This is a genomic window from Ensifer sp. Root278, from assembly GCF_001429285.1.
Taxonomy (GTDB): Bacteria; Pseudomonadota; Alphaproteobacteria; order Rhizobiales; family Rhizobiaceae; genus Ensifer.
In genome coordinates, this window is the sequence record NZ_LMJJ01000014.1 from 93,876 (window position 1) to 102,236 (window position 8,361).

The 8,361-nt window shown below is 62.8% G+C and carries 6 protein-coding genes and 1 pseudogene; 1 reads left to right on the forward strand and 6 read right to left on the reverse strand.

All coding sequences use genetic code 11. The features are described from left to right. Positions 1–37: 37 nt before the first annotated feature. Both ASE60_RS14535 and ASE60_RS14540 read right to left on the reverse strand, forming a co-directional pair. Entirely contained in the window at positions 38–1,780 is a 1,743-nt protein-coding gene (locus tag ASE60_RS14535; protein WP_244495614.1) for a PAS domain S-box protein, read from the reverse strand. 254 nt (positions 1,781–2,034) lie between these two features. Continuing rightward, a complete protein-coding gene (locus ASE60_RS14540) occupies positions 2,035–2,793 on the reverse strand; it encodes a sulfite exporter TauE/SafE family protein (RefSeq protein ID WP_057251285.1) in 759 nt (252 codons plus the stop codon). 239 nt (positions 2,794–3,032) lie between these two features. Between ASE60_RS14540 and ASE60_RS14545 the strand changes: the two genes are divergently transcribed. Beyond that, a complete protein-coding gene (locus ASE60_RS14545; protein WP_057251274.1) occupies positions 3,033–4,376 on the forward strand; it encodes a PLP-dependent aminotransferase family protein in 1,344 nt (447 codons plus the stop codon). A gap of 37 nt (positions 4,377–4,413) precedes the next feature. Here ASE60_RS14545 and ASE60_RS14550 read toward each other — a convergent pair whose 3' ends face one another. The 4 genes and pseudogenes from ASE60_RS14550 to ASE60_RS14565 all read right to left on the reverse strand — a co-directional run. Continuing rightward, positions 4,414–4,878 (reverse strand): MaoC family dehydratase, encoded by a 465-nt coding sequence (locus ASE60_RS14550; RefSeq protein ID WP_057251275.1) that lies wholly within the window; start codon positions 4,876–4,878, stop codon positions 4,414–4,416. A gap of 42 nt (positions 4,879–4,920) precedes the next feature. After that, on the reverse strand, positions 4,921–6,531 hold the full coding sequence (locus tag ASE60_RS14555; protein WP_057251276.1) for an MDR family MFS transporter: 1,611 nt from the start codon (positions 6,529–6,531) through the stop codon (positions 4,921–4,923). Between the two features lie 46 nt (positions 6,532–6,577). After that, the gene (locus ASE60_RS14560; protein WP_057251277.1) at positions 6,578–7,780 is read right to left on the reverse strand and encodes an HlyD family secretion protein; all 1,203 of its coding nucleotides are present in this window, start codon (positions 7,778–7,780) and stop codon (positions 6,578–6,580) included. 404 nt (positions 7,781–8,184) lie between these two features. Continuing rightward, positions 8,185–8,361: pseudogene (locus tag ASE60_RS14565) on the reverse strand (hydrolase); the annotation flags it as partial.

Below are 8,361 nucleotides of genomic sequence, written 5' to 3' on the forward strand. Positions count from 1 at the left end.
CTACCGGGCGCGATGCTCGGGGGTTGCCCATGCGCCGTTAGGGTGCGGTGGGTTCGTCCCACCCACTTTGCAGGGCCGCGTCGACCGAGCACACCAGGCCCGTGGGATGGTAGCTGATCTCCACCTGGCCATTCAGTTCGGCAGCCAACAGGGTTTGAATCAGGCGCGAGCCGAATCCTTTGCGCGATGGCTGCTTTACCAACGGCCCGCCGGATTCCTGCCAGCGCAGCGTCAGCCGGGTCGGCGTGCCGGCCTGGAGCGACCACGTGATGGAGACCCGCCCGTTCCCGGTCGAAAGTGCGCCGTATTTGGCGGCGTTCGTGGCGAGCTCATGCAGCGCCAGGGACAGCGATACGACCATCCTCGGCGGAACCTGGATCGGCGGGCCGGAAACGACGAACGTCTCCTGCGAGTAGGGGGAGATCGCCTGGTTGATGATCGCCTTCAACTCCGCCCTTTCCCAGTTGCCATGGGTGAGCAGGTCGTGCGCCCGTGCCATCGAAACCAGCCGCGCTTCAAAAGCCTGCACCTCTTCGGCGTCCGTGCTGTCGCTGCGACCGAGCGTCTGCCGGGCAATGGCCAGGACGGTTGCAAGCACGTTCTTGATGCGATGGTTCAGTTCACCGACCAGGACGGTCTGCAGGCGCTCCGCCTCCTTCCGCACGGTTATGTCGTGGGCCAGTTTCGAAGCGCCGACGATGCTGCCATAGGCGTCGTAGATCGGCGAAACGCTGAGCAGGACATCGACGCTTCGACCGTCCTTGTGGAGCCGTTTGGTCTCATATGGCTCGACCTTGAGGCCCGCATTGACCTGCCTGAGGATCGCAGGCTCTTCGTCAATCCGGTCTTCGGGAACCAGCGTCATGACGGAGCGGCCGACCATTTCCTCGGCCGAATAGCCGTAGAGCCTTTCGGCCCCGGCATTCCAGGTCGTAATCCTCATCCGGAGATCGATGCCGAGAATGGCGTCGTTGGAGGATGCGATAATGGCCGCAAGGCGACGCTCGACCTCCTGGGCTCGCTTGCGCTCGGTGATGTCGACGATGACGGCGGCCGCCTCGCGAAAATTGCCGCGCTCATCGCGAAGCGCGGAGACCGAACTCGTCACCCAGACAAGACCACCATCCTTGCGCAGATAGCGCTTTTCGATTTCGTAGCTTTCGCCGGTGCTCGCCATCGTCTTGAACAGGCGAGCGCTTTGGGCGACGTCTTCGGGAAACGTGATGTCGTGCATCCGCATCGTCAGCAGTTCGGCTTCGCTATAGCCGACGATTTCGCAGAACCGATTGTTGACCAGGAGGAAGCGGCCCGTCAGGTCCATCTGGCAAATGCCGGCGGCCGACTGCGAGAAAATGGCGCGAAGCCGCTCTTCGTTGGCTTGCAGCGCGCCCTCGAATTTCACGCGTTCCGTCGTTTCATTGACGATGCAGAACACGCCCCGAACCCTCTCTTCTTCGTCCCGGACGGGCGAATAGGAAATATCGAAGTAAGCCGTTTCGGGATAACCGTGTCGCTCGATGTAGAAGGGACGGTCTTTCGCGACCACCGTCTCGCCGCGTTCCAGCACGCGTCGCAGCAGAGGTTCGAGGTCGCTCCAGAGTTCACCCCAGTTTTCGCGCGCCGGGCGCCCCAATGCGCGAGGATGCTTGTCTCCGATGGTCGGCGCATAGGCATCGTTGTAGAGAGCGACGAACTCCTCGCCCCAGAACATCACGATCTGCGCCTGCGCCGGCAACATGATGTCGACCGCAGCCGCCAGGCATGGCGGCCAAGCCTCCATGGGGCCGAGCGGGCTGTCGTCCCAGCGGTAAGACTGGATCAACCGACCCATCTCTCCTGCTGCTGTGAAAGGGGCGCTGCTCTGCAGGGTGAAGTACCTCGCTTGAATGGCCAGAGCACTTCAACCCTTTGAGAAACTTAGGTCAATACGCAAAGTGAAAAGCTTTGCGGGCGCAGCCTGCGCAATACGCCCCTATGGCGCGAGATGTTGCTCCGTCGCAAGCATCTTCTTTGCGCAGGTGGGCGATACGACGGTTAGACCAGAAAGCCGGAAACGCCGTCCCATAGTAGTTTCAGCGCCACCAGAACCAGCAATCCATAGCAGGCGCGATAGACCTGCCGTTGGTCGAGCATGCCCTGGAGCCGCCAGCCGAGCGTAACGCCGCTTGGAATGGCGAGCAGGCAGATCGCCATCAGCACTCCGAGATCGGCGGTTGGCTTCGCCAGCAACAACCACGGCAGGGCCTTGGTTGCATTGCCGACGGTAAAGAAGAGGCTCGTCGTTCCCGCGTAGACCTCCTTGCTGAGACCGAGCGGCAGCAGATACATCGCCAGCGGCGGTCCGCCCGAGTGGGCGACCATCGTGGTTATGCCTGAGGCGAGACCGGCAGAAATCGCCTTCGGGGTCGAGCGTGGGCGTGCCGTGACCTCTGCGCCCCTTGCCAGCCACAGGCCGACGAAAAGCAAGGTGGTTGCCGCCATCACGATCGCGACGGTGCGGTGATCGAGAAAGCGGAACAGCAGATAGCCGAGCCCGATGCCAATCACGAGCCCCGGAAGCAGCAGCGCGAGGTCGGGGCCAGACCAGGTTGCCCGCTTGAAGTAGCGCAACCCATACAGATCCATCGCCACGAAGAGCGGCGCGAGAAGGCCGCCAGCGGTGACCGGGTCCATCACGACCGACAGCAGCGGGATGCCGACTATGGAGAAGCCTCCGCCAAACGCCCCCTTCATGAAGCAGATCAGGAATACCCCGGCAAAGGCGACCAGGATCGTCGGGACGGTCAGTTCCATCGGAGTGCCTCCGCATTCGCGCGCGTTGAACGCGACAGTGGTCGGTTGGTTGAGAAATACAGGCATTGTCTCGTTTCCAGCCCTTGCTCCGGGCGTGCGATGCCGCCAGCCTGAGCGCGCTTCGAAAAGAGCGCTCGGGCCTGCGAAACCGTCGCGGTTCCGGGCGAATGGGATTTGATGAGAATAGAATGTTCCGATATAATTCTCGGTGCAATTGAAACATTGTACTCGGTGCAATAATGTCGAGGTCGGAATACCTGAAGCTTGCCGACACGATCGCCGCGGAAATTGCGGTTGGGTCGCTCAGGCCGGGCGACCGCCTGCCGCCGCAGCGTAGCTTTGCTTATGAACGCAAGATTGCCGTATCCACGGCAAGCCGCGTCTATGCCGAGTTGTTGCGCCGCGGTCTCGTCGTCGGCGAAGTGGGCAGGGGCACCTTCATCTCCGGGGAGGCGAGGCGAGGCGTGGCGGCGCTCGCAGAGCCGCGTGGTGTCCGTACCGACTTCGAGTTCAACTACCCGATCTTGCCCAACCAGACAGCGCTTATCGCAAGAAGCCTGGAGGGGTTGGCTGCTCCTGCCTTGCTCGACGTTGCATCGCGCCAGGCGATCAGCATCGGAACGCCGGCGATCAGAAACATTGGAGCAGCGCATCTCTCCAAGGGCGGCTGGTCGCCCAGTCCTGAACACCTCGTTTTCACCGGCAATGGCCGGCAGAGCATTGCTGCGGCTCTCGCGGCTGTGGTTCCGGCGGGCGGGCGCTGCGGTGTCGAGGCTTTGACTTATCCCTTCGTCAAGGGCATTGCCGCTCGGCTCGGAATTGCGTTGGTGCCGCTTTCGATGGACGAAGGCGGGGTGCGCCCCGACTCCGTTGAAAAAGCGCATCGCGAGGCGCATCTCTCGGCCATCTACATCCAGCCGGCGGTCCAGAATCCGCTGGGCGCGACGATGAGTGAGGCGCGCCGGGCCGATCTTCTGCGGGTCGTCGAGATGCTTGATCTTCCTGTTATCGAAGACAATGTCTATGGGTTCCTTGACGACGAGCCGCCGCTTGCCGCCCTCGCACCGGATCGCTGCATTGTCGTCGACAGCCTCTCCAAGAAGGTGGCGCCCGGCCTGGCGCTCGGCTTCATCGTGCCGCCCGAGCGGCTACGGGAAAGTGTGATCGCCTCTGTGCGTTCGGGTGGATGGACCGCGACGGGATTTGCCTTTGCGGCGGCCGAGCGGATGATGGCCGATGGCACCGTTGCCGCGCTCATGACGATGAAACGCCTTGATGCGCAGGCGCGGCAGAAGCTGGCCGCCGCTCATCTCCAGGGCTTCGAGGTCAAGGCCAACCCAAAGTGCTACCATCTCTGGCTGACGCTGCCGCCCCATCGGCGTTCGCAGACGTTTGTTGCGGCTGCCGCCAGGCGCGACATTGCATTGACCCCGTCGACGACCTTCGCCATCACGCCGGGCCACGCGCCCAACGCGGTCCGGCTCGCGCTGGCCAGTCCGGCAATGGATCAGCTCGACATTGGCCTCCGCACGCTGGCGGCGCTGCTGAACTCTCGGGAGGACGATTTCGTCTCGACGGAATGAAAGTCGCCCGCCTCTGCATATTCGAGCTAAATCGGCGTCAACCCGCCGCTTTCCGCTGGAGGACGAGTTTGGCCTTGAGGTTCTGCACCACTTCCCCGTGCTGGTTGATGGTGCTGCTGAGAACGACGGCGATGCCTCGATCAGGCTTCGAGCGGGAAGGTATGATCTCCAGGACCTCGCTTTCCACATGCAGCGTGTCCCCGGGGCGCGTCGGAGCCGGCCAGTTGATTTCTCCGCCGGCGCCAATGAGACCGCCGGCAAATGGCAGGCCCGTCTCGACATTGAGACGCATCGTGATGGCGGCGGTGTGCCATCCGCTTGCAGCCAGACCCCCAAAGAGCGTGTCCTTGGCCCTCGCCTCGTCGATGTGAAACGGCTGCGGGTCGAACTGCAGAGCGAAAGCCTTGATCTGTGCTGCGTCGATCGTGTGGGTCCCGCTTGTAAAGCGTTGGCCCACATAGAGGTCGTCCAGAAAGAGACGACCGGGCGTCGAATTGCTCATAACCTGCCTCCTTTCAGTGCACGTCTTTTGACCTGCAGACATTCAATGGGCGCCGCCCGCACCTGCGCCGCCAAGCTGGATCTTCCGGGTGAAAAGCAGGGCGATGGCGGCGAGCGCCAACACAGTGCCGATCACCGCGAAGGTATCACTGAACCCCAGGATAAGCGCCTGGCGGTGAACCGTCGCGCCGATCACGGCGATCGCCTTGTGTTGTGCAACCGCGACGTCGGATACGCCATGGGTCATGAAGTGCTGGGTCAGATCGCTGATCCGGTCACGGACCTCATCGCGGGAAAGCGTGACGGACTGGCCGATGATGTTAGAATGGAACTGCTCCCGCTTGGTCAACACAGTCGCGAGCGTGGCCGTTCCAACCGCGCCGCCGAGATTGCGCAGCATGTTCGACAGGCCGGAGGCGGCGGCCGCGTCGCCAGGCGCGATGCCGGCGGTCGTGATCACCGTGATCGGCGTCAGCACCAGTGCCTGGCCGATGGCGCGCACGATATTGGGCACGAAGAACTGGTCGCCGGCGCTGTCGAGCGAGAGCGTCGTGTTCATGAAACAGCTCGCTGCGAAGATGCTGATGCCGACGAAGCCGACGTAGCGCGCGTCGAACCGCTTCATCAGTGCCGGCACGAGCGGAATGATGAGGAGCTGCGGCAAGCCGGTCCAGGCCAGCACGAAGCCGATCTGCTCGGCATTGTAGCGCTGCACCTGGCCCAGATACTGCGGCAGGATGTAAACGGTGCCGAACAGCGCCACGCCGACCAGCACGTTGACGAGAACGCCGACACCGAAGTTGCGCTGCTTGAGCAGGCGTAGCTTGACCAGCGGCTTTTCGACCTTTAGCTCGATGATGACGAAGGCGGTCAGAAACACGGCTGCGATCATGGCGAGCTTGACGATGAACGGCGACTGGAACCAGTCGTCCTTATTGCCTTCCTCGAGCACGGTCTGTAGAGCCGAGAGCCCGATCGCCATGGTGACGATGCCGGCCCAGTCGCCCTCTTTGAGCAAGGACAATTGCATCGGCTTCTTCTCGAGCGTGAAGTAGAGCGCAACCACCATGATGATGCTTGGGGGCGTGTTGACGAAGAAGATCGACTGCCAGCCGTAGTTCTCGGTGAGGTAGCCGCCGATCGTCGGGCCGATCGCCGGCGCGAAGGTGACGGACAGGGCGAAGAGTGCCAATCCGAACGGCTGCTGCGTCTTGGGCAACCGGGTCAGGATCATTGTGAAAGCCATGGGGATGAGCACGCCGCCCGCAACGCCTTGCAGACCGCGCAGCACGATCATCGAGCCGAGGTCATGGGCGAAGGCGCAAGCCGCGGAAAAGATCGGGAACAGGATCGCATTTGCCAGGATATAGCGCCGGAACGAGAAGACGCGGCTGAAGTAGTCGGTAAGGGGGATCACCACGATCTCGCCGATCAGGTAGGAGGTCGATATCCAGGCGCCGTTGTCGACGCCGGTGCCGATCCCGCCCTCGATGTCGAGCAGCGAGGCGTTGGTGATCTGGATGTTCAGGATCGCCATGAAGGCACCGATCAGGCCGGCGAGCACTGCGATCCATGCCGTCGTGCTCGCCTTTTCCGATGGCTCCGCAGCGGCTGGCAGCGAACCGGGCGCAACTGTATCAGCAATGGTGGACATAACACCCTCCTGCCTTGTCTATGCGTTCACTTGAACGCACGGCGCTCTAGTAGATCTTTCCCGACTTTGACGCGACCTCGGTCGCCGTCGGGTTGGTGGCGATGGTCGGGTAGACCGACATGCCGGGCCGCAAGGTCACCGATCGTGGGGTTCCGCGGTCGAGCACGATCTTGACCGGGATGCGCTGCACCACCTTGGTGAAGTTGCCCGTCGCATTGTCCGGCGGCAGCAACGCAAATTCCTGGCCGCTCGCCGGCGCGATGCTGTCGACGTGACCCTCGAAGACCTGCCCCGGGAAGGTGTCCACTTCGACCGTCACCTTCTGGCCGGGATAGACGTCGGTGAGCTGGGTCTCCTTGTAGTTGGCGACGATGTAAGCCGCCTCCGTCGGGACGACCGCCATCAGTTGGGTGCCGGCCTGCACATATTGACCGACCCGCAGGGTGCGGTTGCCGATCACGCCATCGATGGGGGCGGCAAGAGCGGTGTAGGAGAGGTTCAGGCGAGCCTGGTCCTGCGCCGCCTTGGCGCTGTCGAGTGCTGCCTTCGCCTGGGCGACCTCGGCCCTGATCACGTCGAGCTGCTTGGTTTCATTGGCAAGTGCCGCCGTGTCACGCGTTACCGCTGCACGGGCGGCCATGATGCGCGAGGCCGCCTGCTGGGCATTCTGGATGGTGCCGAAGCCCTGTCTGGCAAGCTCGGAGTAACGCTTGTCGTCCTGTTCAGCAAAGGTCTGGTCGGCCTTGTCGGCCTCGACAGTCGCCCTTGCCGCGTCGATCGCGGATTGCTGAGCCACCAGGGCCGACTGCTTGTTGGCGATGTTGGCTTCCGCTGCCTCGACCTCGGCCATGGCCCGTTCGAGGCTTACCTTGAAATCGCGGTCGTCGATGCGGGCGAGGATCTGTCCTGCCTTTACCCGCTCGTTGTCGGCCACGAGCACCTCGGCGATATGGCCGGAGACCTTGGGCGCAATCGTCGTGCTGTCAGCCTTCACATAGGCGTCGTCGGTCGACACCTGGAAGCGGCCTGTCGTCCAGTACCCCCACCCGAAATCGGCAGCGGCCGCCACGGCCGCGACGGCCACGGAGGCGAAGAGCAGGCCGCGCAGCCACCGCTTTGCAGGCATGTTCGAGGCCGGAGTCACGGCAGGCAAGATCGCAGGCAGTTCCTCGGGGAGCCGAATGGTCGGCATTGTCTCCGCAGTAGGCGAGGGGTTTTCGATGATGGCGATTGGCGTGTGCTGGTTCATGGCCGGTTCCTTTCCCCGGTGTGGCGGGGCGGTCCAAAACGCCCGTCGCCAAATTAGGAAAACTATTGTTTTCTAAAATGCGCGAGAGGATCCAAATTGTCAATCGAATTTGGAAAGCAGTTGTATTCCTTAATGCCAAGGTCGCAATCGAGCGCCCGCGACAGGGCTTGCGACACGAGGTGACCCAAGCTGGATCACCACCAGAAAGCCCTAGCCGCTGTCCTGCTGCTGCGCGATCCCAGGCCGCAGAACCAGGGCGGGCTTCCGCCCCAGGTGACGCTCGCGAGCTTCCTGCATCTTCTTTTGACGATGACATCGCATAAACGGAGAGGCCGGCCCCCTGCGGGGCCAGCCTTGCCATTCACGCCGAAGCGATTGCGGATGTTCGCTGGTCCGGGCCGGGATCACTTCGCCGGGTTGGGGCCGATCGTCTTGCCGTGGCGGACGCGTTCGTCGCCGTTGTGAACCATGGTGACGGCGTAGTCGATGCCCATGCCGTAGGCGCCGGAATGCTCCTTCACCAGCGTGGTGACGGCATTGTAGGTTTCCTTGTGGGCCCAGTCGCGCTGCCATTCGAGCAG